24 protein-coding genes and 2 pseudogenes are annotated in these 23,151 nt (G+C 60.6%); 10 read left to right on the plus strand and 16 right to left on the minus strand.

The genetic code is table 11. From position 1 onward, the window contains the following. Positions 1 to 11: 11 nt before the first annotated feature. From HV711_RS10035 to HV711_RS10055, 5 genes are all read right to left on the minus strand, one after another. Positions 12 to 533, minus strand: a complete 522-nt coding sequence (locus HV711_RS10035; RefSeq protein WP_013589419.1) for a cupin domain-containing protein — start codon at positions 531 to 533, stop codon at positions 12 to 14. Positions 534 to 773: 240 nt separating this feature from the next. Next, positions 774 to 2,879: an elongation factor G gene (fusA, locus tag HV711_RS10040; RefSeq protein ID WP_013589418.1), complete on the minus strand. Its 2,106-nt coding sequence runs from the start codon at positions 2,877 to 2,879 to the stop codon at positions 774 to 776. Positions 2,880 to 3,263: 384 nt separating this feature from the next. Beyond that, positions 3,264 to 3,770, minus strand: a complete 507-nt coding sequence (locus tag HV711_RS10045; RefSeq protein WP_013589417.1) for a DUF192 domain-containing protein — start codon at positions 3,768 to 3,770, stop codon at positions 3,264 to 3,266. Between the two features lie 144 nt (positions 3,771 to 3,914). Further along, the gene (locus tag HV711_RS10050) at positions 3,915 to 4,109 is read right to left on the minus strand and encodes a hypothetical protein (protein ID WP_027212290.1); all 195 of its coding nucleotides are present in this window, start codon (positions 4,107 to 4,109) and stop codon (positions 3,915 to 3,917) included. A 386-nt stretch (positions 4,110 to 4,495) separates the two neighbouring features. Next, positions 4,496 to 5,065 (minus strand): pseudouridine synthase, encoded by a 570-nt coding sequence (locus HV711_RS10055; RefSeq protein ID WP_035479346.1) that lies wholly within the window; start codon positions 5,063 to 5,065, stop codon positions 4,496 to 4,498. Between the two features lie 334 nt (positions 5,066 to 5,399). Here HV711_RS10055 and icd point away from each other — a divergent pair, with 334 nt between their 5' ends. Further along, on the plus strand, positions 5,400 to 6,656 hold the full coding sequence (gene icd / locus HV711_RS10060; protein WP_028360927.1) for an NADP-dependent isocitrate dehydrogenase: 1,257 nt from the start codon (positions 5,400 to 5,402) through the stop codon (positions 6,654 to 6,656). Between the two features lie 156 nt (positions 6,657 to 6,812). On the opposite strand, the gene HV711_RS10065 is transcribed toward icd, so the two are convergent. Further along, the gene (locus HV711_RS10065) at positions 6,813 to 7,445 is read right to left on the minus strand and encodes a hypothetical protein (protein WP_035479345.1); all 633 of its coding nucleotides are present in this window, start codon (positions 7,443 to 7,445) and stop codon (positions 6,813 to 6,815) included. Positions 7,446 to 7,566: 121 nt separating this feature from the next. Between HV711_RS10065 and HV711_RS10070 the strand changes: the two genes are divergently transcribed. The 6 genes and pseudogenes from HV711_RS10070 to HV711_RS10095 all read left to right on the plus strand — a co-directional run bounded on the left by HV711_RS10070 (position 7,567) and on the right by HV711_RS10095 (position 10,825). Continuing rightward, entirely contained in the window at positions 7,567 to 7,983 is a 417-nt protein-coding gene (locus HV711_RS10070) for a PAAR domain-containing protein (RefSeq protein WP_035479344.1), read from the plus strand. A gap of 3 nt (positions 7,984 to 7,986) precedes the next feature. Further along, positions 7,987 to 8,481, plus strand: a complete 495-nt coding sequence (locus HV711_RS10075) for a DUF4123 domain-containing protein (protein WP_035479343.1) — start codon at positions 7,987 to 7,989, stop codon at positions 8,479 to 8,481. Further along, positions 8,474 to 8,939, plus strand: a pseudogene (locus HV711_RS33465) (hypothetical protein). Before HV711_RS10075 ends, HV711_RS33465 begins: the two are co-directional and overlap by 8 nt. Position 8,940: 1 nt before the next feature. Then, entirely contained in the window at positions 8,941 to 9,423 is a 483-nt protein-coding gene (locus tag HV711_RS10085; RefSeq protein ID WP_254604776.1) for a restriction endonuclease fold toxin 5 domain-containing protein, read from the plus strand. 7 nt (positions 9,424 to 9,430) lie between these two features. Further along, a pseudogene (locus HV711_RS33935) lies at positions 9,431 to 10,144 on the plus strand (Imm52 family immunity protein); the annotation flags it as partial. 9 nt (positions 10,145 to 10,153) lie between these two features. Further along, positions 10,154 to 10,825, plus strand: a complete 672-nt coding sequence (locus tag HV711_RS10095; protein WP_425195021.1) for an immunity 52 family protein — start codon at positions 10,154 to 10,156, stop codon at positions 10,823 to 10,825. Between the two features lie 36 nt (positions 10,826 to 10,861). Here HV711_RS10095 and HV711_RS10100 read toward each other — a convergent pair whose 3' ends face one another. The 4 genes from HV711_RS10100 to HV711_RS10115 form a co-directional block, all read right to left on the minus strand. Further along, the gene (locus HV711_RS10100; protein ID WP_035479339.1) at positions 10,862 to 11,665 is read right to left on the minus strand and encodes an SDR family oxidoreductase; all 804 of its coding nucleotides are present in this window, start codon (positions 11,663 to 11,665) and stop codon (positions 10,862 to 10,864) included. Between the two features lie 13 nt (positions 11,666 to 11,678). Beyond that, on the minus strand, positions 11,679 to 12,512 hold the full coding sequence (locus tag HV711_RS10105) for an SDR family oxidoreductase (RefSeq protein ID WP_035479337.1): 834 nt from the start codon (positions 12,510 to 12,512) through the stop codon (positions 11,679 to 11,681). A gap of 52 nt (positions 12,513 to 12,564) precedes the next feature. After that, positions 12,565 to 13,560: an aldo/keto reductase gene (locus tag HV711_RS10110; protein ID WP_035479335.1), complete on the minus strand. Its 996-nt coding sequence runs from the start codon at positions 13,558 to 13,560 to the stop codon at positions 12,565 to 12,567. 96 nt (positions 13,561 to 13,656) lie between these two features. After that, a complete protein-coding gene (locus tag HV711_RS10115) occupies positions 13,657 to 14,646 on the minus strand; it encodes an aldo/keto reductase (RefSeq protein WP_035479332.1) in 990 nt (329 codons plus the stop codon). 163 nt (positions 14,647 to 14,809) lie between these two features. On the opposite strand from HV711_RS10115, the gene HV711_RS10120 reads away from it, so the two are divergent. Beyond that, positions 14,810 to 15,727 (plus strand): LysR family transcriptional regulator, encoded by a 918-nt coding sequence (locus HV711_RS10120; protein WP_082201424.1) that lies wholly within the window; start codon positions 14,810 to 14,812, stop codon positions 15,725 to 15,727. A gap of 382 nt (positions 15,728 to 16,109) precedes the next feature. Here the strand turns inward: HV711_RS10120 and HV711_RS10125 are convergent, their stop codons facing one another. Together HV711_RS10125 and HV711_RS10130 are read right to left on the minus strand one after the other, a co-directional pair. Next, positions 16,110 to 16,250 (minus strand): hypothetical protein, encoded by a 141-nt coding sequence (locus HV711_RS10125; RefSeq protein WP_175145083.1) that lies wholly within the window; start codon positions 16,248 to 16,250, stop codon positions 16,110 to 16,112. A gap of 65 nt (positions 16,251 to 16,315) precedes the next feature. Beyond that, positions 16,316 to 16,522, minus strand: a complete 207-nt coding sequence (locus HV711_RS10130) for a cold-shock protein (RefSeq protein ID WP_007180614.1) — start codon at positions 16,520 to 16,522, stop codon at positions 16,316 to 16,318. Between the two features lie 547 nt (positions 16,523 to 17,069). Between HV711_RS10130 and clpS the strand changes: the two genes are divergently transcribed. Further along, on the plus strand, positions 17,070 to 17,384 hold the full coding sequence (gene clpS / locus HV711_RS10135) for an ATP-dependent Clp protease adapter ClpS (protein ID WP_006050100.1): 315 nt from the start codon (positions 17,070 to 17,072) through the stop codon (positions 17,382 to 17,384). Beyond that, on the plus strand, positions 17,381 to 19,678 hold the full coding sequence (gene clpA, locus HV711_RS10140) for an ATP-dependent Clp protease ATP-binding subunit ClpA (RefSeq protein ID WP_013589407.1): 2,298 nt from the start codon (positions 17,381 to 17,383) through the stop codon (positions 19,676 to 19,678). The genes clpS and clpA overlap by 4 nt, the downstream gene beginning before the upstream one ends. A 67-nt stretch (positions 19,679 to 19,745) precedes the next feature. On the opposite strand, the gene dut is transcribed toward clpA, so the two are convergent. From dut to lspA, 4 genes are all read right to left on the minus strand, one after another. Further along, positions 19,746 to 20,192 (minus strand): dUTP diphosphatase, encoded by a 447-nt coding sequence (gene dut / locus HV711_RS10145; RefSeq protein ID WP_028360916.1) that lies wholly within the window; start codon positions 20,190 to 20,192, stop codon positions 19,746 to 19,748. 14 nt (positions 20,193 to 20,206) lie between these two features. Then, positions 20,207 to 21,226, minus strand: coding sequence for an LLM class flavin-dependent oxidoreductase (locus tag HV711_RS10150; RefSeq protein WP_035479327.1), 1,020 nt, complete (start codon positions 21,224 to 21,226; stop codon positions 20,207 to 20,209). Positions 21,227 to 21,296: 70 nt separating this feature from the next. Beyond that, entirely contained in the window at positions 21,297 to 22,511 is a 1,215-nt protein-coding gene (gene coaBC / locus HV711_RS10155) for a bifunctional phosphopantothenoylcysteine decarboxylase/phosphopantothenate--cysteine ligase CoaBC (protein ID WP_013589404.1), read from the minus strand. Positions 22,512 to 22,644: 133 nt separating this feature from the next. Further along, positions 22,645 to 23,151 (minus strand): signal peptidase II, encoded by a 507-nt coding sequence (gene lspA / locus HV711_RS10160; RefSeq protein ID WP_015003581.1) that lies wholly within the window; start codon positions 23,149 to 23,151, stop codon positions 22,645 to 22,647.

Below are 23,151 nucleotides of genomic sequence, written 5' to 3' on the forward strand. Positions count from 1 at the left end.
GTGAAAGTGAATTAGTGATCGTGCGGATGTTTGTGAATCGGATCGACCCAATAGACCGTTTCCGGCTGTTCGACGGCCTCGATGTTCAGGTTGACCACGACCGCTTCGTTGTCGCTGCGCACGAGCACGCATTCGAGCGGCTCGTCGGTACTCGCGTTGATCTCCTGATGCGGCACATACGGCGGCACGAAAATAAAGTCGCCGGGACCTGCTTCGGCGGTGAATTCGAGCTGCTCGCCCCAGCGCATGCGCGCCTGGCCGCGCACCACGTAGATCACGCTTTCGAGCGCGCCATGATGATGCGCGCCGGTCTTCGCATTCGGATGAATCGTCACGGTGCCGGCCCAGATCTTTTGCGCGCCGACTCGCGCGGCATTGATTGCGGCCGCGCGATTCATGCCGGGTGTCTGCGGCGTGTTGGTATCGAGTTGATCGCCGCGAATTACCTTGACGCCGTGCTCGCGCCAGTCGACCGGCGCCGCCCCCTTGTCCCGTTCGTCGCTGTAATGCGGATGTTCGTGATCCTGGCTCATCGCATGTCTCCTCGTGGGCTTGGGAGGCGCGCCAAGTGCGCGGCGCCGTCCGGCATTTTTACACGCTAAAAAACGCGTGGGGTGGGTGGGTTGCAGGTGCGCAAAGGCGATTGACCGCGGGGCGAAAAAAAGCCCGTCCGGGAGGGACGGGCTTCTTGCGTTTGAGCCGCAGTGTCAGCCTGACGTTTCAGCAGGACTGCCGCACTGCGGAACCGCGGCTCTCCAGGTGACCGCAGAGGCTCACTTCTGCTTCGCGTTGATGACGGCTTCCGCGACGTTGTTCGGCGTTTCCGCGTAATGCTTGAACTCCATCGTGTAGGTCGCGCGGCCCTGCGTGGCCGAGCGCAGCGACGTCGAATAGCCGAACATTTCCGCGAGCGGCACTTCCGCGCGCACGAGCTTGCCGCCGCCGCCCGCGATGTCTTCCATGCCTTGCACGAGGCCGCGGCGGCTCGACAGATCGCCCATCACGTTGCCCATGAAGTCTTCGGGCGTTTCCACCTCGACGGCCATCATCGGTTCGAGCAGCACCGGTTTTGCCTTGCGCATGGCTTCCTTGAAGGCCATCGAGCCGGCCATGCGGAACGCGTTTTCGTTCGAGTCGACGTCGTGGTAGGAGCCGAACGTCAGCGTCACCTTCACGTCGACGACTGGATAGCCCGCCAGCACGCCGGCCTTCAGCGTTTCCTGGATGCCCTTGTCGACGGCCGGGATGAATTCGCGCGGAATCACGCCGCCCTTGATCGCGTCGACAAATTCGTAGCCCTTGCCCTGCTGCGCCGGCTCCAGCGTGATCACCGCGTGGCCGTACTGACCGCGGCCGCCCGACTGCTTGACGAACTTGCCTTCGACGTCCTCGACCTTGTTGCGCACCGTTTCGCGGTAGGCCACCTGCGGCTTGCCGACCGTCGCTTCCACGCCGAACTCGCGCTTCATCCGGTCGACCAGAATTTCGAGGTGCAGCTCGCCCATGCCGGAGATGATCGTCTGGCCGGATTCCTCGTCCGTTTGCACGCGGAACGACGGGTCTTCCTGCGCGAGACGGTTGAGCGCGATGCCCATCTTCTCCTGGTCGGCCTTGGTCTTCGGCTCGACGGCCTGCGAGATAACCGGCTCGGGGAAAATCATCTTCTCGAGAATGATGACCTTGTTCGGATCGCACAGCGTGTCGCCCGTGGTCGCTTCCTTCAGACCGACGGCCGCCGCGATGTCGCCCGCGCGCACTTCCTTGATCTCCTTGCGCTCGTTCGCGTGCATCTGCAGGATCCGGCCGAGGCGTTCCTTCTTTTCCTTGACCGGGTTGTAGACGGTGTCGCCCGAATTGACCACACCCGAATACACGCGGAAGAAGATCAGCTGGCCGACGAACGGGTCGGTCATGATCTTGAAGGCGAGCGCGGAAAACGGCTCGTCGTCGTTCGGATGACGCTCCGCTTCGTTGTCGTGCTCGTCGTGACCGAGAATTGCGGGCACGTCCACCGGCGAGGGCAGGTAGTCGATCACCGCGTCGAGCATGGCCTGCACGCCCTTGTTCTTGAACGCGCTGCCGCACAGCATCGGCACGATTTCATTGGCGATGGTGCGCTGGCGCAGGCCCTGCTTGATTTCCTCTTCGGTGAGCGTCTCGCCGCCCAGATATTTGTCGAGCAGTTCTTCGCTCGCCTCCGCGGCGGCCTCGACCATCTTGTCGTGCCATTCCTTCGCGGTGGCCGCCAGCTCGGCAGGGATGTCCTGGTATTCGAACTTGATGCCCTGGCTTTCGTCGTCCCAGACGATCGCCTTCATCTTGACGAGGTCGACCACGCCCTGGAAATGCTCTTCCGCGCCGACCGGAATCTGAATGGGCACCGCGACGCCCTTGAGGCGGTCGCCGATCTGCCGCTGCACGCGGAAAAAGTCCGCGCCGACGCGATCCATCTTGTTGACGAACGCGATGCGCGGCACCTTGTACTTGTTCGCCTGGCGCCAGACGGTTTCCGATTGCGGTTGCACACCGCCGACCGAGTCGTAGACCATGCACGCGCCATCCAGCACGCGCATGGAGCGCTCCACTTCGATCGTGAAGTCGACGTGCCCCGGCGTGTCGATGATGTTGATCCGATGCTCCGGATAATTGCCGGCCATGCCTTTCCAGAAGGCCGTGGTGGCCGCCGACGTGATCGTGATGCCGCGCTCCTGCTCCTGTTCCATCCAGTCCATCGTCGCCGCACCGTCGTGAACCTCGCCGATCTTGTGGGTCACGCCGGTGTAGAACAGGATGCGTTCAGTGGTGGTGGTTTTGCCGGCATCGATGTGAGCGCTGATGCCGATATTCCGGTAGCGCTCGATGGGAGTCTTGCGGGGCACGTGAACCTCCTTGGAATAGCGCGCCTGAAACGCTGACCGGGCGGCAGTCTGTGGCGCCCGGACCGCGGGATTGCTGCGTTGCTGAGAATACTAGGATAGCGCGTCGGCCCGTCTTTTGCAGGAATCTTGCCAGGCGGGGCGGCGGGTCTGCGAAGCTGCGTCGTGGCGGCGTCGGGAGTGGCGCAGCGCGGCGCGGCGGCGACACCGCTCTTGCGCCACGGCGCGACAAAGACGAAAGGCGGCGCCTCTCAGGAAGGTGCCGCCTTTTCGGGGAGTGCTTTAGCAGGTGCAGCGGTTTGCGTGTTCAGCGCTTCGGTTCAACAGAACCCGCGCAGCGGACCTGGTCTTGTGCCGCGCACTGCGCAGCGGGCGCAGCCTACGCGCTCACTGCGCCGCCGGCAGCCCCTGAATCTTCATGCCAGGCTTGATGCCCTTCGACGAGAACCAGCCCTTGCTCATCTCGAGCGCATACACGCCGTTGTTCTTCGGGCAGTGATTGTTGGTCGTCTCGGCCTGCATTTCGTCGATGTCGGTCACGGTGCCGTCCGCGCGCATGAACGCGATGGACAGCGGGATCAGCGTGTTCTTCATCCAGAAGCAGTGCACTGCGTTTTCGTTGAACACGAACAGCATGCCTTCGTTCGGCGCGAGGCTCGTGCGGTACATGAGACCCTGCTCGCGGTCCGCGTCGTTGGCGGCGACGGCCGCGTCGATCACGAACATGCCGGCGGTCAGCTTCGCGCGCGGAAATTCGCCCGGCTGTTTCGCGCCGGCCGGCATCTGCTGCGCATGAGCGGGCAGCGCGTTGAGAGCGGAGAACGACATCGCCGCGAACGGCAGGATTGCGGCAACGGCGAAACGCGCCATCAACGAGCGCAGGGGAAATCGCACGGCATGACTCCTTGCTGAAATTAACCGGGGAATGTTACGCGAGCGCGTCAAAAACAAAAAGGCAGATCGCCTTGCGGTGATCTGCCTTTCAACGCCGTAAGAACGGCAATGAAGCGAGTTCTTGACTGCGTTTTTACAACAAACTTACTCCGAAGCTGCCGAAGCGGCTGCAGCAGCAGCTGCCTTCTTGTGCGACTTCTTGTGAGCGTGCTTCGTGGTCTTCTTTGCCGACGAAGCAGCTGCTGCCGGAGCTGCCGAAGCTGCTGCCGGTGCCGAAGCTTGTGCGAATGCTGCCGTTGCGAAGAGGCCAGCGACCAGAGCGGCGATCAGTTTGTTCATTTTGAAAATCCTCAGCTTGAGTTAATTAACCAAATGACCCGGTTATGTTTGAGTCATGTCGGTAAACGTGCCATCCACCTTTCGGTTGACAGTCGCATCGAACAAATTTTCGACGCGTCTGCCGAGCTCTCAGACTGCCTGCACCCACCGCGCAAACGGCTTGTACAAAGGCCCTTAAGGCTGAATGCCGGACAGCTTCGGGCGGCATCTGCGTCGAATAACGCGTGAGCTTGCAAGCCGGTTGACGTGAATTTCGCGGAAAACTTTCAATCTGAGACGTTGAGGTGAACCAGACTTTGCGTAAGCGCTGCGCGCGTTGATGTTTCACGGTTTTTATCGTGACGTTTCACGCGCCGTTTTATTCGCGCATACAAGAAGTTAGCGATTTACACGAGGCCTTCCCACGGTGCATTGGGCGGTACCTCGACATACTCGCCCGGCTGCAGGCCGAGCGAAAAAATATCGAGCGCGCCAATGCCGACCCGCACGAGGCGCAGCGTCGGAAAGCCGACTGCAGCCGTCATGCGCCGCACCTGGCGGTTCTTGCCTTCGGTGATGGACAGTTCGATCCAACTGGTGGGAATGGCCGCGCGATAGCGAATGGGCGGCGTGCGCGTCCACAGCGTGTCGCTGGGCTCGACATAATCGGCGCGACACGGTTTCGTCACATAGTCGCCAAGATCGACGCCGCGCGCGAGCTTCTTGAGCGCGGCGGCATCCACCGTGCCTTCCACCTGCGCCCAATAGCGTTTGACGAGCTTATGACGCGGTTCGGCGATGCGCGCCTGCAGCGCGCCGTCGTCGGTGAGAAGCAGCAGGCCTTCGCTGTCGGAGTCGAGGCGTCCGGCCGGATACACGCCCGGCACTTTGACCCAGTCGGCGAGCGACGCGCGCGTCTCATGCGGAGAAAACTGGCAGATGGTGCCGAACGGCTTGTTCAGTGCAAGAAGACGCATAGCTAATCAGGGAGGCGCGCCGCGATGCGTCTGCATGACGCACCGGCACGGCGCCGCGGGAGGCAATGCCGGTGGCGAATGGCGGGATAATAAAGCATAAGACGCCGGAGCACGGCCCCGGTCCGCTACATGACAGAAGGACAGACGGCCGGCGCCGCGCTTTGTCGCTCCATGCATGTTGGAAAACCCCGAGCCGGCCGCGCCGCGATGCCGCGCCCGCGTGGGCTAGAATAACGGCCAGGCCGCGTGCGCGCGTCCGGCAGTGCGCGTCGCGAGGAGCATCCTTTTCGCAGTCTCCCACCAGCTTTCAGCACAGCCTTCACTGGAGTCGATCATGCCGTATCAGCACATCAAGGTTCCGACGGGTGGTGACAAGATCACCGTCAATGCGGATTTCTCGCTCAATGTCTCGGATCAGCCGATCATTCCGTTTATCGAAGGCGACGGCACCGGCGTCGACATTACGCCGGTCATGATCAAGGTCGTGGACGCCGCGGTCGAAAAGGCCTACGCGGGCAAGAGAAAAATCCACTGGATGGAAATCTACGCGGGCGAGAAGTCGACCAAAGTCTACGGGCCGGACGTGTGGCTGCCGGAAGAAACGCTGCAGGTGCTGAAAGAATACGTCGTGTCCATCAAGGGGCCGCTGACCACGCCCGTCGGCGGCGGCATTCGCTCGCTGAACGTCGCGCTGCGCCAGGAACTCGATCTGTATGTGTGCCTGCGCCCGGTGCAGTACTTCAAGGGCGTGCCTTCGCCGGTACGCGAGCCCGAGAAAACCAATATGGTGATCTTCCGCGAAAACTCGGAAGACATCTACGCGGGTATCGAATGGCCCGCCGAGTCCGAGCAGGCGAAGAAGGTGATCAAGTTCCTGCAGGAAGAAATGGGCGTGAAGAAGATCCGCTTCCCACAAACCTCGGGCATCGGCATCAAGCCGGTGTCGCGCGAGGGCACGGAGCGTCTCGTGCGCAAGGCGATCCAGTATGCGATCGACAACGACCGCCGCTCGGTGACGCTCGTGCACAAGGGCAACATCATGAAGTACACGGAAGGCGCATTCCGTGACTATGGTTATGCGCTGGCGCAAAAGGAGTTCAACGCCGAGCTGATCGACGGCGGTCCGTGGATGAAGGTCAAGAATCCGAAGACGGGTGGCGACATCGTCGTGAAGGACGTGATCGCCGACGCCTTCCTGCAGCAGATCCTGCTGCGCCCCGCGGAATACGACGTCATCGCCACGCTGAATCTGAACGGCGATTACGTGTCGGACGCGCTGGCCGCGCAGGTGGGCGGCATCGGCATCGCGCCGGGCGCGAACATGTCGGATTCGGTCGCGATGTTCGAGGCCACCCACGGCACGGCGCCGAAGTATGCGGGCAAGGACTACGTGAATCCGGGCTCGGAAATTCTCTCGGCGGAAATGATGCTGCGCCACCTCGGCTGGTTCGAGGCGGCGGACCTCATCATCAAGTCGATGGAAACGTCGATCCTGCAAAAGCGCGTGACTTACGACTTCGCGCGTCTCATGGAAGGCGCAACGCAGGTTTCGTGTTCGGGCTTTGGGCAGGTGATGATCGAGAATATGTAAGGGCCTGTCGCACGCAGTCTCAAGTAGTGCCATGTAGTAGCAAAAAACGCCGATAGATCAGTGATTTATCGGCGTTTTTTATTTCTGGACGATAGCCCGGATGACGAGGTGGACGGTTCGTACATCGTCAAGGTCGAGTGATCTGCGAGGGCTGTATCAGCCGGGATTACCGACGCCTGCCAGCACCTCTGCACGAGGCGCACTCAGACGCCTTCGTTCCGGCCATTGCGCATATTCCCGGCCTTTCCCGGTAATGCTGATTGTCGGCCCGTCGATCTGGATGCATTGGTGCATTTGCAGGGCATTGATGACCGCGTGGCGCTCATTGGCGATGTATATGCGATGCATCCAATACGTCTCGTATGCATCGAACGTTGTTCCGTTCTGAAAATTGGTTAGCCAGTCGAGCACATCCTGGGTGCTGTCTGCAAAGAAATAATTGAGATAGCGGTATTCCCACATGCGCGAGGCGGCGCGTTCGGCATCGAATAAGGCCTTGATCTGCGCCTGCTGCTCCGGCGTTACTTCAAGATTTTGCAGTTCCTGCTGCATAGCACCGTCATCCGGCACTGGCGGATTCCCGTCAGCAGGTGCCTCACCTTCAAGCTTTGCCTGTTGCGTAACCAATTCTTGCCCGAGAATCTTGAATGACGACACCCGGTTTATCAGATTGCGTAGTTCCGTGCGGAAGTAGCGCGCGCCGACGATGATCGCAAGGCCCACGATGGGCGGCCATGACAAGAACACCTTTACGAATTCCAGCACCAGTTTCCAGTCAACCTGCGCCATGACGCCCCCGTGTTGGTGGTGCGGATTTTGGGCCACATGTTACCTTGAACCTGCGAAGCTGAAATCCACCGCTGCATGCCGGTGCTAAAGTTCAGACAAAACAGCACTGAGAGAGGGCCACGTGTCACGCAGCATTATTTGCCTCGGCGACATCACGTCGCACGGCGGCAAGGTTCTGCGAGGAAATCCCACGGCAACGCTGGAAGGCAGGCCGATTTCGGGCGTCGGCCACATGGTCGCGTGCCCGCAATGCAAGGGCACATTTCCGATCCTGCCTGACTTGCTCGGGCGGCGTTACCCGCATGTTATCGACGGTAGAAATACGGCTGTCGAAGGTATGGGAACTGCATGCGGCGCGACGCTCATCGCGTCACAGTCGAATTCCACTATCAGCGATGACGGCGAAGGTCACGCGAGTCCCGGCGCAGCGGTCGCAGCAGCGGCTAGCGCGTTGCCGCTGTCGCCAACCCCGACGCTTTGTCTTGAATGCCTGATCGCGGCAGCAAAAAGCGGCGCAACGACTGTCATGCGGGAGTAGGTCGTGCAGTCTGCAAAAATCGAAACTTATTTCGCGCAGCGTCAGGCACAGGCGCCGTTGCCCGTGCGTCTTTATGCGCTTGTTGATGCGCTGCTGTATGGACGCGGCGAGCCTGTTGAACGGCCAACGGCCACTATCGGATTATTTGACGGCACGCCGGACGCATCACTGGCCGACGCTGGCCCGTGGCTGATCGATTTCGAGGAAGCGCCGGGCAGTGTGAAACAGTCTTTATTCGCGATGGGCGCGGGCGCTGACGGCGTTTCGTGGCTCATTAGTGCCTATCCCTTTCCGGAACTTGCGCACGAGCTTGCAGGGCGTCTAAACGCCCGTATGCCGGACGGTCGCACCGCTTTGCTGCGCTTTTACGATGCGCGCTTGATGGCCGAAATCGCAAGGCTGCTCTCGTTCACGCAACGTATCGAATTCTTCGTGCCGACGTTCGACTGGTTCGTGGAAATCAACGGCGAACTAACAAGGGTGCATCCGCATGCTTGAACTGACGGCAGAACAGGTTGCGGCGCTGGCCGAAATCGACGCCAAGCGGTTTGTCGAAGGTGTGCGCGCGGACTTATGCAAAGACGATCCGAAGCTGGCAGACGATGCGACGCTGCCGTCGCGGCTGTGGCGCGCGTTCAAGGCCGCGCGCGAAATCGGTGTCGAACGCGATGAAAATCTGATCGGGTTTCTTCGCGTTGAAGCATATTCGCACGGCTTTTACGAACAGCCCGCGATACGCGCGTGGCTGACGCGCCCGGGCCGCTCGGCGGACGAACGATTTCACGACTACATGCGCGTGGTGCGCTGGCATATCGAACATCCTGAATTTCAGGGAGGATTGAATAATGGCGGGTCTGGCGGTTCCATTGATAACGGGGGCAGCGCGAGCCCTTGGTCCGGTCTTGGCGCGCTGGCGCAGCTTTATTGGGCGGGGCAGCGGTGGGGGCAACGGGTAGTTTGTCCGGCGATACGAAAAAGGAAGATAGCAAGGCCGCTGAACGCTCACTGCCACGAACCGACCGGATGTGCGATAAATGCCCGCCCGAAGGCGGCGGGAGGATTCGCCGCAATCACGGCGTCAACTGGAATTCGTACCGTTACCAAGCACGCATTACGGGTTTTCCGTTCGATACGGAAGAATGCCGTTGGTCCGAAGAGTGGCGATGGCTCGGTATCGATTTCGACGGGTTTCAGCCCGGCGCGTGCCTGCTGCAAGAAGCGAAGGGCAACTACGATCAATTTCTCGATGGCTCGATCCCGAAAGCCGAAAAATGGTTCGAAGGTTTCAGGTCCATGGAAGATCAGATCGTTGAGCAGGGCACGACCGTGCGCATGAATCCGCCTGCTTGCTTGACGTGGTATTTTCAAACCCCGCTCACCTATCAAAAGATGGCTCCGCTGCTCACGCGCATGGGCGTGCCAGCCGTCTATCAACCGTGAACCGAACATGGAAATAAACGCGATGTTCCGGGACGCTTCGTTGGCGTCTCAAGACTTTCGGGAAATGTTGGCTCGCGAATCGCAGGTTGTGGCGGCACTGTCCGCGAAACAGCCGTTGATGGCACATGCGAACTGGCGACTCACGGCTGATTCGGCGGAAGAGGCCAATCTGTACCCAGCCTTTGACGAGAAGGGCGAACCATCAACAGCAGCACTGGCCGTGCTAATGACACGAGCAGGTGGCAAACGGCGCGTGTCGCATGCTGCGATCTGGAACGCGGCGGAAGGGGATGACAGCGCGGCCATTTCCTGCCACGTATCCGACGCAAAGGTGCTGCCTGATCGCGTCACGCTCGACATTGACGCTGCGCTTTGTCCGAAGTCGGCTGACGACATGGCGGGCGTTGTTCAATCAATCGTCGCCAATTTCGCGCCGCTCGTCGTGGAAGTTGCACCGAAAGGGTATTTCGACAAGCGCGTGTTCGATGACAAGCCCGGCGTCGGTTGGATGATTTACCTGCCGCGCAAAATCACGGTGCAACAGGTTCTCGAAGCGCGGGCATTGGTTCCGGTGAAGAGCAACGACGGGAAGGAAATCGGGACGATCATTGTCAGCGTCGCTGATGCCGTGTTCTCTGCTGACAACCCGGAGCATATCGAAGTCGCGAACCGTATCGAAATTCACGGTGATTTCCGCGACGCAACGCTTGCTGTGACCGACTTCGAGACGGTGATAACGCGGCTCGGTCGGATCGCAGATGCAATCGCGCAACGTGGCGGGATCGCAAAAAGCGAGTGGCATTTGCAGGGCGACACAGCGGAAGAGGCGAAGCTGTATCCGGCATTCGATGGCGATGCACCGTCTACCGCAGCGCTGGCCGTCATCGGTGAGGAATTCCGCAATGTTAGGGACGTGACTTCCGTAGGCATGTGGGCGCACCCGGAAGGCACACAAATCGGCGGCAGCATGACGTGTCACATGCTGCCACCGGGCGAATCGTGTTCCCTTGAAGTGTCGCTGTCGGATCGTGCGGAAGCCGCAAACAGCGAGCTAGTCAACTACGCCGATTTCGTGCAGTACGTCAGCCTGATCGCAGCAGAATTCAAGCCGAACATCATCCAAGTGTGGCCGCCGGACTACTTCGAAAAACGCGTGTTTGACGACAAGCCCGGCGTCGGTTGGATGCTGTACTTGCCGAAGGTCATCACTGTGCAGCAAGTGCCCGAAGCGCGTGCGTTGATTCCGGTTCCCGAAGCAGGCAAAAAGCAGGTTGGCACGATCATCGTGAGCGTCGCGGATGCCGTGTTCTCTGCTGACAACCCGGAGCATGTCGAGGTTGCGAATCGCATCGAAATCCGCTTGGTCGATCAAGACTTACTGCCCGCATACGCGGATATCTGACTGTAGCGTAGCGCGCCGGGGCCGCGCTGACCAGCTTCACGGCAAAGGCTTGCTTTGCGTCGAGCGTTGACCCGTGATGCGCATCAGGTCTTCGCGAACCTGATCCGGCTCGCGCTCGACGGGCATGTTGGCACCGTCGCGCACCGCGTCCAACCGGTCCGGCGCGTCGGGTTCCAACGCCGCAAAAAGCGCGTCAAAGTCTGTTGTCGCGGGTCCGTGCTGCGAATCCAACTCAAAGGTCTTGCGACTGGCCGCAGCGGACGACAAACTGCGCACCAACACCTGCGCTACCTGTCGGCGTGACACCGCTCCGTCACTCGGGCCGCCGCTATGCCGTGTGTCGCCTTGCCGTGCGATCAAACTGAGTTGATTGGGCGAGTTGCAGTCGAACCAGCCCGGTCTGACGACGGTGTAGTCAAGGCCACTGGCGCGCAGCAATCTTTCCGCGCGTCGTTTCCAGTCGCATGCTGTATAAGAACTCGCGCAGTTGGTTACACCTGCCAGCGTCATCAGAGCGATGCGGGCTTTCCGCTTGCCGAGCGCACCTAGAATATTTCGAACGCCGCCATAGTCCACGCGTCCGGCAGCGTTTTTGCCTTCGCCATCACTACCGTGAGTGAAAATAATCGCATCGACTCCTTGGACGGCCCGTGTCAGTGTTTCCGGGCGAGTCAGATCGCCGACGATGAGTTCCGCCTCTTTCGGTAGCTTTCCAGCGCGCGATGTGTCACGCACTAGGGCGCGGACCGCATAGCCTTCGGCTAATGCTTCGGACACGACCCGATGGCCGATGCTACCCGTGGCTCCCACTACCAAAACAGTCGATATTGGCTGGTTCATCGTTGGATACCCATCAGTTCGGGGCGGCCAATTTACCTGTCTTCATCGCAGCGATTACACCGCCGTCGATTAACAAGTCGCTGCCCGTGACAAATCCGGCGGTCGGTCCGAGCAGATAAGAAGCCGCTACAGCAATTTCGTCGGGCGGGGCCATTCGCTTCGCTGGTGATGCGTTCACCATCGCGCGATACATATCGCCGATTTCCGAGTTCAACTCGTGCAGTGCCAGTGGCGTGACGATGATGCCGGGGCTGATGGAATTAACACGCGCACCACGCTCGCCCCACGCCATGGCCCATGCCTGAACGCGAAGATGATTAGCGCGCTTTGCAAGCATATAGGCGACGACTGAATTCGGTATCGCGTCGGGTTGAAGGAACGGAAGTGCAAGCAGTTCTTCGGTCGGTGTATGGAGTAACGCGTGATCTTGCTCTGGCGGCAGCGCGGGCATCATATGCCCGGCCATGCTTGAAATAATGAGACCGGCCCCGCCGTGCGCGATGACCTTGCCCAATTCATCGAACACCACAGCAGCACCGTACAGGTCAACCTTCAAGACACCTTCCACGGATGCCATATTGGGAGACACGCCTGCGGTGTTGACTACCTGCACGACGCTACCGAGTGCGGCGGCCTTGGCTGCCAACTGCTGCACAGAGTCACGAGACGTAACATCCACTAGCTGAATCTCGACCGCGTAACCCGCTTCGCGCATCGATTGTGCGGCGCTGTGCAGCGCCTTTTCATTGAAATCCGCGAGCAGGACGGTTCTTCCGAAACCTTGCTGGCGAGCGATAGCGACGCCGATACCACCGGCACCTATGACGACGATAACGTCTTTGCTCATGTTTTTTTCTCCTACTTCATTAATCAGGGTTGTGGCCCGTCTGCGTACGCATTTACAGCCCTGTCATGCGAAGGGCGGCTACGGGTAGGCGTTCGCCCTGTAGCGGAATTTTCGCGACTGCATCGCTGATCGATTGCAAATCGTCCGTCGTAAGTTCGACGTGTGCGGCACCAAGGTTCTCTTCGAGTCGGTGCGGTTTCGTCGTGCCGGGGATTGGAACGATCCATGGTTTCTTCGCGAGTAACCAGGCAAGTGCGATCTGTGCGGGCGTGCAACGATTTTTGTCTGCGACGGCACGCACCAATTCGACCAGCGAGAGATTCGCTTTGCGCGCTTCGGGAGCAAATCGCGGAACGCTTGCGCGGAAATCCGTGCTCCCGAATGTCGTTGATGCATCAATCTTGCCGGTCAGAAATCCCGCGCCGAGTGGACTAAACGGAACGAAACCGATGCCGAGTTCTTCGAGCGTTGGCAGAATGTGCGCTTCCGGCTCCCGATGCCACAGCGAATATTCGCTTTGCAAAGCGGTTACAGGTTGAACAGCATGCGCACGCCAGATGGTTTGCACGCTGGCTTCGGATAAACCAAAATGTTTGACCTTGCCTTCGGCAATCAGGTCTTTTACGGTACCTGCTACGTCCTCGATCGGCACCGCGGGATCGACCCGGTGTTGATAGAAAAGGTCGATGGCTTCGACACGAAGCCGCTTTAGCGACGCTTCTGCAACCTGCCGGATGTGCTCGGGGCGACTGTTCGTGGCGGAGCCGCGTTCGCCCGTCTTCAAGTCGATGTCAAACCCGAATTTCGTGGCGATCACAACGTCATCGCGGAAAGGCTCAAGCGCTTCTCCGACCAGTTCTTCATTCGTGAATGGCCCGTAGGCTTCCGCTGTGTCAAAAAACGTGACGCCGCGCTCGACAGCGCCGCGAATGAGCGCAATGCCCGCGTCCTTGTCCACTGCGGAGCCGTAGGCGTGGCTCAGTCCCATGCAGCCAAGCCCAAGGACCGAGACTTCAAGGCCGCTATTTCCAAGTTTGCGTTTTTGCATGTTGCGATACCTCTATAAATCTGGCTCGGACGCGACCAGCGCTGCCGTGACGACGGCCAGCGCTGTGCCGGATCGGATTGCGCTTGACGAATCGACCTAGAGTCCCGTCGTGGCGAGAAGCTGCGCCGGATAACGCTCACCTTCGATATCAATGGCGGCGAGCGCTTGGCCGATGGCGTCCAGATCGTCCGTTGCCAGCGCAACATCGATAGCGGCAAGGTTTTCCTCAAGCCGGTGCAGCTTTGTGGTGCCGGGGATCGGAACGATCCATGGCTTTTTCGCGAGCAACCAGGCAAGTGCGATTTGTGCGGGCGTTGCTTGCTTTTCTTCGGCGATGTGGCGAAGCAGGTTAATTAGCGCCTGATTTTTCTCCATCGCTTCGGGCGTAAATCGCGGCAGCAGTTTGCGGAAGTCGCCTTCACCGAGTTGCGTGTCTTTGCTCATCGCACCGGTCAAAAAGCCCTTGCCGAGCGGGCTGTACGGCACCAGACCAATACCGAGTTCTTCGCAGGCGGCGAGGATGCCATTCGTTTCCGGTCCCCGTGTCCACAGCGAGTATTCATTCTGCAACGCGGCTATCGGCTGCACGGCGTGAGCGCGACGCACTGTTTGCGCGCCGGGTTCAGATAGTCCGAAGTAGCGGACCTTACCTTCGGCGATCAGGTCTTTTACCGTGCCCGCCACGTCTTCGATGGGAACAGCAGGATCGACGCGATGCTGATAAAACAGATCGATAACGTCGATGCCGAGCCGTTTCAGGGACTCATCTGCGACCTTCCGGATATTTTCGGGCCGACTGTTGAGCCCTACCTGCTTGCCGTCGATGATATTGAAGCCGAATTTCGTGGCGATCACGACCTGATCTCGAATCGGTCGAAGCGCTTCGCCTACCATTTCTTCGTTGGTAAAGGGGCCATAGACTTCGGCGGTGTCGAAGAAAGTGACGCCGCGTTCCGCCGCTGCGCGAATGAGCGCAACGCCGTCCGCACGACTGACTTTATTGGCATAGCCGAAGTCCAGACCCATGCAGCCAAAGCCGAGGGCGGATACTTCGGGACCGAATTTTCCGAGCTTGCGGGTTTTCATGTCTTCTCCTTTCGCATCGGGGCACCGACAGCGCCGCGCGAGCGGCAGGACGGCAGATGCGACTTCGTGACGAGTACGGGTGGCTGGACAACACAGTGTAGGTTGATGTACTACACTCAACAATGGCGCTTTCGTTTCATGACCAGTTGAGGAAACTGCATCAATGGCACAGGCTGGACTTACCGAATTAACCGCGTTCATCGCGATTGCCGAGCAACAAAGCTTCCGTGCGGCGGCGCGGCTACTTGGAATATCACCATCAGCGTTGAGCCACTCAATGCGTGGCCTTGAAGCCAAGTTGTCGGTCCGTCTGTTCAACCGCACCACGCGGTCCGTTGCGTTGACGGAAGCAGGGGAGAAGCTTTTCCGCCGCGTTCGCCCGGCTGTACACGATCTGGAAGACGCCATTAACGAAGTTACGTCAACGGGAAATCGGCCCACTGGCACCATCAAGATCAGCGCGTCGTCGGCATCAGCGCTGCTCTTGGTGCGGCATGTCGTGCCTGCGTTTGTCGAACGCTACCCCGACATTCGCGTGGAGTTCATAACAGACTCGCGACTCATCGACATCGTGGCGAACGGCTTCGATGCTGGCATTCGGTTGCGCGACGATGTGCCACGCGACATGATCGCGGTCCAGTTTCAGCCAGCAATGACGTTCGCTGCGATAGCATCGCCCGCATATCTGGAACGACATGGCGTTCCAAAGGAGCCGCATGAATTGGCGGATCATCGTTGCATCTGCTTCCGCTTTGGAAGCGGTGCACTGCTTGAGTGGGAATTGATACGTCGGGGCAGAAGTGCCCATGTCGGCGTTGATGGCCCCCTCACGCTCGACGATCTCAACCTTGTCGCGCAGGCGGCGCTTGCGGGCGTTGGCATAGCATGGATGCCCGTCAACCACGTCAGCGAACACATCGCGGCAGGGCGGCTCGTGCATCTGTTACCGGAATGGAGTCCATCCTTCTCAGGGTTGTGCCTCTACTATCCGGCGAATCGTCATCTACCTACCGCGCTAAGGCTGTTTTCCGACGCCGTAAGAAATTGGGCAAAAGCCGAAGGCAGTTCGAAGAGCGACTAAGCCGCAACGTGAATCAGGGCAGGGCTGCATACGATACGTCGCAAAGCAGTTCTTTCACGATGCGATTGTCCTGTCATAGGTTTGTGCCATGTCAGCCCGCGTATCGCCGCCCTGAAGCGTGAGGTAGGCTGATGAGTCGGGCCGAGCGCATCCGCAGCGCAGGTCATGTAAAATCCGGCGACAGTCGGGCGCGTTTAGATCGCCGCACTTGCTGATGGAGTGGGATTCGGAGTGTGACTTAGATGTAGGCGCTTCCCTAATCCTTATGAATCAAGTGCTTTTGCGCTGTTCAAATACGCTGATCGAAAATATGTAAGCGCGCGGCCGGCCTTAAAGCCGGCACGCCTTGCCGCAATGGCGTCGACCCGAACCCCGGTTGCCGTCAGGCGACCGGGGTTTTTTGCGGCTCATGAGGCTGAATGCCCTGATGAAGCACGGCGCGCCCGTTATTTGGGGAAATCGGCTTGTCGGCATTTTTCAACGGCTGGCGGCGATAAAGCGAAACCCGGGAAACAATCTCCAAAAGCCGCGTCCAAAAAGAAACCCGGCGCGAAGCCGGGTTTCAAAAGGACGGGAATCGAACAGATATCAGGCGGGTGCCTGGATGTTCGATGCCTGCTTGCCTTTCGGGCCTTGCACGACCTCGAAGGTCACCTTTTGGCCTTCCTTGAGGGTCTTGAACCCATTCATCTGGATGGCCGAGAAGTGTGCAAACAGATCCTCACCGCCTTCATCCGGCGTGATGAATCCGAAACCTTTTGCGTCATTGAACCATTTGACCGTACCAGTTGCCATTCCAACTTCCCCTGTAACTCATGTCACTACCACGAGCCCTCGAAAAGCTCGACGACCGCGCGATGCAGCCGCTCCCTCCTCACAAGCTCACCATCGGCATTTTTTCGAAATTTGGCGCAGTGAAAAAAGTGCCAGCTTGATTGTTGAGGCTCTTTATTCGGGTGTCAAGAAAATTTTGAGACGCCGTTGCACCCGTTGCAAACAGGCGGTTTCCAGGGTTTTTCCCGCTTTCGTTATGTGCGGTTGCGCAAGCGGGCTGTCTTGAAAAGTCGCATAATCGTCTCACATGCTGTTCTGCGGGTCGCTCGTCCCCGGTGGCGCCAGCGGGCCGCAGCCAGCCAGCTCCGGCAGGTTGTGCGATACTCGATCCGACTGCGGCGCAACAAGGCGCGAGCATGATCAGGATCGGGGCCGGCTCCGCAATCGGCTCGTTGATTGGCGCACGCGGGCGGTGCATTTCCGCCGGGCGGCAGCGTTCGGGCTCACCGGCCGGCTGGCCGGGTTTTGACAGGATTGCGGGCCTGTCCTAGTTGTTTAGAATGGGTGTATGGCGATTATCCCGGACAAGCAGGACGGCACCGTACTGGAGCGGCAGGAGAAAAAGCTCAAGCCGCCGTCCATGTACAAGGTGGTGCTGCTGAATGACGACTTCACGCCAATGGAATTTGTCGTGATGATCGTGCAGGAATATTTCAATAAGGATCGTGAAACCGCAACACAGGTGATGTTGAAGGTGCATCGCGAGGGCAGGGGAGTTTGTGGGGTCTATACGCGGGACATCGCGTCGACCAAAGTCGAGCAAGTCGTTACCCACGCACGGCAGGCCGGGCATCCGCTGCAGTGTGTGATGGAGGAAGCATGATTGCCCAGGAACTGGAAGTCAGCCTGCACATGGCGTTCATGGAAGCACGCCAGGCGCGGCACGAGTTCATAACGGTCGAACATCTTTTGCTGGCACTGTTGGACAATCCGACAGCGGCGGAGGTGTTGCGTGCATGCGCGGCCAATATCGAGGATCTGCGCCAGAACCTGCGCAACTTCATTCATGACAACACGCCGACCGTGCCCGGCACGGACGACGTCGACACGCAGCCCACGCTGGGTTTCCAGCGTGTGATCCAGCGCGCGATCATGCATGTGCAGTCCACCTCGAATGGCAAGAAGGAAGTCACCGGCGCAAACGTGCTAGTCGCCATTTTCGGCGAGAAGGATTCGCACGCGGTGTACTACCTGCAGCAGCAGGGCGTGACGCGTCTCGACGTGGTCAATTTCATCTCGCACGGCATCGCCAAGACGAGCGGCTCGGACGCCGCGAAAGCGAGCGACGCCAATGCCGAGTCCGACGAGGCCGCAGCGCAGAAAGAAACGCCGCTCGCCCAGTTCACGCAGAACCTCAACCAGATGGCGAAAGACGGCCGCATCGATCCGCTGATCGGCCGCGAGTCGGAAGTCGAGCGCGTGGTGCAGGTGTTGTGCCGCCGTCGCAAGAACAATCCGCTTCTCGTCGGTGAGGCCGGCGTCGGCAAGACGGCTATTGCCGAGGGTCTTGCATGGCGCATCACGCGCGGCGAAGTGCCGGACATTCTGGCTGACGCGCAGGTATATTCGCTCGACATGGGCGCGCTGCTGGCCGGCACCAAGTATCGCGGCGATTTCGAACAGCGCCTGAAGACGGTTCTGAAGGAACTGAAGGAACGTCCGCACGCCATTCTGTTCATCGACGAAATTCATACGCTGATCGGCGCGGGCGCCGCGTCGGGCGGCACGCTGGACGCGTCGAATTTGCTGAAGCCGGCGCTCTCGTCGGGCACGCTCAAGTGCATCGGCGCGACCACGTTCACCGAATATCGTGGCATCTTCGAAAAAGACGCGGCATTGTCGCGCCGTTTCCAGAAGGTCGACGTGACGGAACCGTCGGTCGAGCAGACGGTGGCGATTCTGCGCGGTCTCAAGTCGCGTTTCGAAGAGCACCACGGCGTCAAGTATTCGTCGGGCGCATTGTCCGCGGCGGCTGAGCTGTCGGCGCGCTTCATTACGGATCGTCATCTGCCGGACAAGGCGATCGACGTGATCGACGAAGCGGGCGCCGCGCAACGCATTCTGCCCAAGTCGAAGCAGAAGAAGACGATCGGCAAGAACGAGATCGAGGAAATCATCTCCAAGATCGCGCGCGTGCCGGCGCAAAGCGTGTCGCAAGACGACCGCAGCAAGCTGCAAACGCTGGACCGCGATCTGAAGAGCGTGGTGTTCGGTCAGGACCCGGCTATCGACGCGCTGTCGGCCGCCATCAAGATGGCGCGCGCGGGTCTCGGCAAGCTCGACAAGCCGATTGGCGCATTCCTGTTCTCGGGCCCAACGGGCGTCGGCAAGACCGAAGTGGCGAAGCAGCTGGCATTCACGCTCGGCATCGAACTGATCCGCTTCGACATGTCGGAATACATGGAGCGTCACGCGGTGAGCCGGCTGATCGGCGCGCCGCCGGGCTATGTCGGTTTCGATCAGGGCGGCCTGCTGACCGAGGCGGTCACGAAGAAGCCGCACTGCGTGCTGCTGCTCGACGAAATCGAGAAGGCGCATCCGGACATCTACAACGTGCTGCTGCAGGTCATGGACCACGGCACGCTGACGGACAACAACGGCCGCAAGGCGGACTTCCGCAACGTCATCATCATCATGACGACGAATGCGGGCGCCGAAGCGATGGGCAAGTCGGTGATCGGCTTCACGAACCGCCGCGAAACCGGCGACGAGATGGTCGACATCAAGCGCATGTTCACGCCTGAGTTCCGTAACCGTCTGGACGCGACTATCAGCTTCCGTGCGCTCGATGAGGAAATCATCATGCGCGTGGTCGACAAGTTCCTGATGCAGCTGGAAGATCAGTTGCACGAGAAGAAGGTCGACGCGCTCTTCACCGACGCGCTGCGCAAGCATCTCGCCAAGCACGGCTTCGATCCGCTGATGGGCGCGCGCCCCATGCAGCGCCTGATCCAGGACACGATCCGTCGTGCACTGGCCGACGAGCTCCTGTTCGGCAAACTGATGAACGGCGGCCGCGTGTCCGTCGACGTCGATGCGGAAGACAAGGTGCAACTGACCTTCGACGAGCATCCGGCGCCGCGCAATCCGAATCCGGAAGCGGTCGAGGTCGAGTAAGCCCTGGCGGCATCAAATACAAACGGCGTGGACCTTGAGTCCACGCCGTTTTTTTATGCCGCCAGAATTAGTGCTTGCCGGTGCTGCCGAAGCCGCCCGCGCCGCGCTCGCTCTGCTCGAATTCGTCGACGATATTGAACTTCGCCTGCACGACCGGCACGATCACGAGTTGCGCGAGGCGCTCCATCGGATTCAGCACGAAGGTCGTCTCGCCGCGATTCCATGTGGAGATCATCAGTTCACCTTGATAATCCGAATCGATCAGGCCGACCAGATTGCCGAGCACGATGCCGTGCTTGTGGCCGAGGCCGGAGCGCGGCAGGATCAGCGCCGCATAGCCCGGATCGCCGACGTGAATGGCGAGCCCCGTCGGCACCAGCGCGGTGTCGCCGGGTTTGAGCGTCAGCGGTTCGTTCAGACACGCGCGCAGGTCGAGGCCCGCGCTGCCGGTGGTCGCGTAAGCGGGAAGCTGTTCGCGCATGCGCGCATCGAGAATCTTGAGGTCGAGTTTCATGCAGATCGGAAGGGTTAAGAAGTGGAAGCCGGGCGCCCGAGTTCGAACGCATCGGCGAGAAGTTCATAGGAGCGCAGGCGCGCGCGATAGCTGCCCGCGACGGTGAGCACGATCAGCTCGTCGGCCTGGAATTGTTCCTGTAACGCATGCATCCGCTCGGTCACGACTTGCGGCGTGCCGATGATGCTGCGCGGCTTTTCCCGGTCTATCACCAGTTGCTCGCGCTCGCCGTATTCCTGCGCGACACCTTGTTCGACGGTCGGGATCGGCTCGTTGAGACCGTACGCCATTTGCACGCGGCGCAGGTCGACGGCTTTTTCGAGGCCCGCCGCTTCGTGTTCGGTGTCCGCGCAAATCACGAAGACGGCGGCTGCCAGATACGGTTGCTGAGCCTCCTCGCTCGGCTGGAATCGCTCGCGATACGCACGCGCAACCTGATGCCCGAAATGCGCATTGATGAAATGCGCGAACGCGAAGCGGATGCCCAGTTGCGCGGCAAGCAGACCGCCAAACTCACTGGAGCCGAGCATCCACAGCTGCGGACGCGTGGGAACTTGCGGTTGCAGCAGCACGCCTTGGCCGAGGTGGTCGGCGGGCAGCGAGCCGTGCATCAGTCCGACGAGATCGGCGACCTGTTGCGGAAAGAATTCGCCGCGATTGTAGTCGCCGGCGGCCACGGCCTGGGCGGTGCGCATGTCGCCGCCGGGCGCGCGGCCCACGCCGAGGTCGATGCGATTCGGGAACAGCGCCTCGAGCATCATGAACTGCTCGGCAACCTTGAAAGGGCTGTAGTACGGCAGCATTATGCCGCCCGAGCCGAGCCGGATGCGCCGCGTGATACTGCCAAGGCGCGCCAGCATCACTTCGGGACAAGGATTCGACACACCGCGCAGGCCGTGATGTTCGGCGCACCAGTAGCGCGTGTAGCCGAGGTCGTCAGCGAGCTGCGCCAGTTCGACGGTCGCGGCGATCGCGTCGGCCACCGAGTGCCCGGCAATGACGGGCGTTTGATCGAGCACGGAAAGTAGCGTCATGTCAGTGTGCTCCAGGTGCTTCGGTTCGCTTTCCTGAGCCGCGAGAGGTGAAAAGCGAGCGGCGGCGGGCTCAGCGAATCAGACTGGTGTCAGGCAGACGCTTCGCGATTTCTGCAATCAACGCGCGTGCGAGCGTCTGCTTGTCAGCGCGCGGCAGCCGCGTGGCGCCGGCGGCTTCAAAGAGAATCACTTCGTTGTCGTCCATGCCGAACGTGAGCGGTCCCAGATTGCCGATCAGAAGCGGCACGTTCTTGCGCACCCGCTTTTCTTCGCCGTGCACTTCCAGGTCGCCGCTTTCGGCGGCGAAGCCCACAGCGAACGGCGGATGCGGCAGCTTCGCGACCGCCGCGAGAATATCCGGATTTTCGACGAACGAAAAAACCGGCAGCGCGCGGTCGGCGGCCTTCTTGATCTTGTGCTCGCTCGCGTGATCGACGCGCCAGTCGGCGACCGCGGCGACGCCGATGAAAATGTCCGCATCCGCCACCGAGCGCATCACTGCATCGTGCATCTGCTGAGCGGTTTGCACGTCTTCGCGGAACACGCCCCACGGCGTGTCGAGCGCGACCGGGCCCGCGACGAGATGCACGTCGGCGCCGGCCTGCTGCGCGGCGCGCGCGAGCGCAAAGCCCATTTTGCCGCTCGAGCGGTTCGTGATGCCGCGCACCGGATCGAGCGGCTCGAACGTGGGACCGGCGGTCAGCAACACACGGCGGCCGGAGAGAATTTTCGGCGCAAAGAACGAGGCAATGGCTTCGTAGGTGGCCGCAGCTTCCAGCATGCGGCCGTCGCCGATTTCGCCGCACGCTTGCGGGCCGGAGTCGGGGCCGAGCACTTCCACGCCGTCCGCCCGCAATTGCGCGACGTTGCGCTGCGTCGCCGGGTTTTGCCACATTTGCCGGTTCATCGCCGGCACGACGAGCAGTGGACAATCGCGCGCGACACACAGCGTGGCGAGCAGATCGTCGGCCATGCCGTGCGCGAGTTTGGCGAGGAAGTCGGTGGAGGCGGGCGCGATCACGATCGCGTCGGCTTCACGCGAAAGATCGATGTGCGCCATGTTGTTCGGCATGCGCGCGTCCCACTGGCTCGTGTAGACCGGGCGGCCGGACAGAGCCTGCATGGTGACGGGCGTGATGAACTGCGTGGCCGCTTCGGTCATCACGACCTGCACGCTCGCGCCGGCTTTGGTCAGCAGACGCGTGAGTTCGGCGATCTTGTAGCAGGCAATGCCGCCCGTCATGCCGAGGACGAGGTGTTTCCCTGCGAGTTCTGCGGTTGCCAACGAAAGCCTCCGACAAAGCATGGTGGCCAGGCGCGACGTGCTTGCACCGTTGCCGGCCGTCAAAGCGGACTTCATGCGCGCGGCCGAGAGGCCGACGAAGCGAGCGGGCCGCGCGCCTTTGAGCGACGTGCCGTTAGCGCGAGCCGCGCACGCGGCGCAACTCGTCGATCACGAGCAGGATCGCGCCGACCGTGATCGCGCTGTCGGCGAGATTGAACGCCGGCCAGTGCCACGCCCGCACGTGGAAGTCGAGAAAGTCGATCACGTGGCCATAGGCGAGCCGGTCGATCACATTGCCGAGCGCGCCGCCCAGAATCAGCGCAAGCGCCGTGCAGAACATTTTTTGCGCGCCGTGACGCTTGAGCAGATAGCAGATCACCAGCGCGGCGATCACGCCGAGTGCGGTGAAAGCCCAGCGCTGCCAGCCGCCCGCCATTGCCAGGAAACTGAACGCGGCGCCGCGGTTGTACACGAGAATCAGATTGAAAAACGACGTGACCTCGTGCGGGACCCCGTAGGCAAACACCTTCTGCACCGCGATTTTCGTCAGCTGATCGAACAGGATGACGATTAGCGCGACGCCGAGCCAGGGCGCCAGCGAACTGTTTCCGGCGGACGCTTTCGATGTGGTTTTCGCCAT

Origin of the sequence: Paraburkholderia phenoliruptrix, from assembly GCF_902859825.1 — a bacterium.
In the GTDB taxonomy this organism is placed as follows: Bacteria; Pseudomonadota; Gammaproteobacteria; order Burkholderiales; family Burkholderiaceae; genus Paraburkholderia; species Paraburkholderia phenoliruptrix.